Origin of the sequence: Streptomyces sp. HPF1205, assembly GCF_020400825.1 — a bacterium.
GTDB lineage: Bacteria > Actinomycetota > Actinomycetes > Streptomycetales > Streptomycetaceae > Actinacidiphila.
This window is the reverse complement of sequence record NZ_JAINVH010000139.1, coordinates 1-615: the sequence shown is the minus strand read 5'-3', so window position 1 is coordinate 615 and position 615 is coordinate 1. Positions and strand designations below refer to the sequence as shown.

Annotated in this window: 1 protein-coding gene; it reads right to left on the bottom strand. The window is 71.2% G+C overall.

All coding sequences use genetic code 11. The features are described from left to right. Nucleotides 1-518, bottom strand: a 518-nt coding sequence (locus tag K7G61_RS36000; RefSeq protein WP_225851363.1) for a KR domain-containing protein, incomplete at its 3' end; no start/stop codon positions are given. Nucleotides 519-615: the final 97 nt, after the last annotated feature.

The following is a 615-nucleotide window of genomic DNA, read 5'->3' as shown; positions in this document are numbered from 1 at the left end:
CCCGCACCCCGCCGACCCGCCAGCACCACATGCTCAGCACCCGAACGCACCAACCACCGCGCCACCACACCACCCAAACCACCCGTACCACCCGTCACCAGAACCGTCCCCGACGGACGCCAGGCGCGACCGGGATCACCGCCGTCCCGGACGAGACGGCGGCCGAAGACACCGGAGCCGCGCAGCGCGACCTGGTCCTCCACCGCCTGCCCCAGCACAGCCGCGAGCCGACCCGCGGCACGCTCGTCCAGCACCCCCGGCAGATCCACCAACCCACCCCACACCCCCGGAAACTCCAACCCCGCCACCCGACCCAACCCCCACAACAAACCACCCGACGCGTCAACCACCGCATCCGCACGCCCCGTCGACACCGCACCCCGCGACAACGACCACACCCGCACCCCGGCGCCCGACCCCACCACAGCCCGCAACAACCCCAACCACGGATCCACCATCGCCCCAACCCCACCGGACGAGCCCAACCCAGCAGACACCAGCGACAGAAGCGACACCACACCTGCCGCCTCCGCAACCCGCTCAGCAACATCGTCCACACCCACAGTCACAACCGACGCACCAGCCGCACCCAGAGCGCCCTCGACCCACCCGACA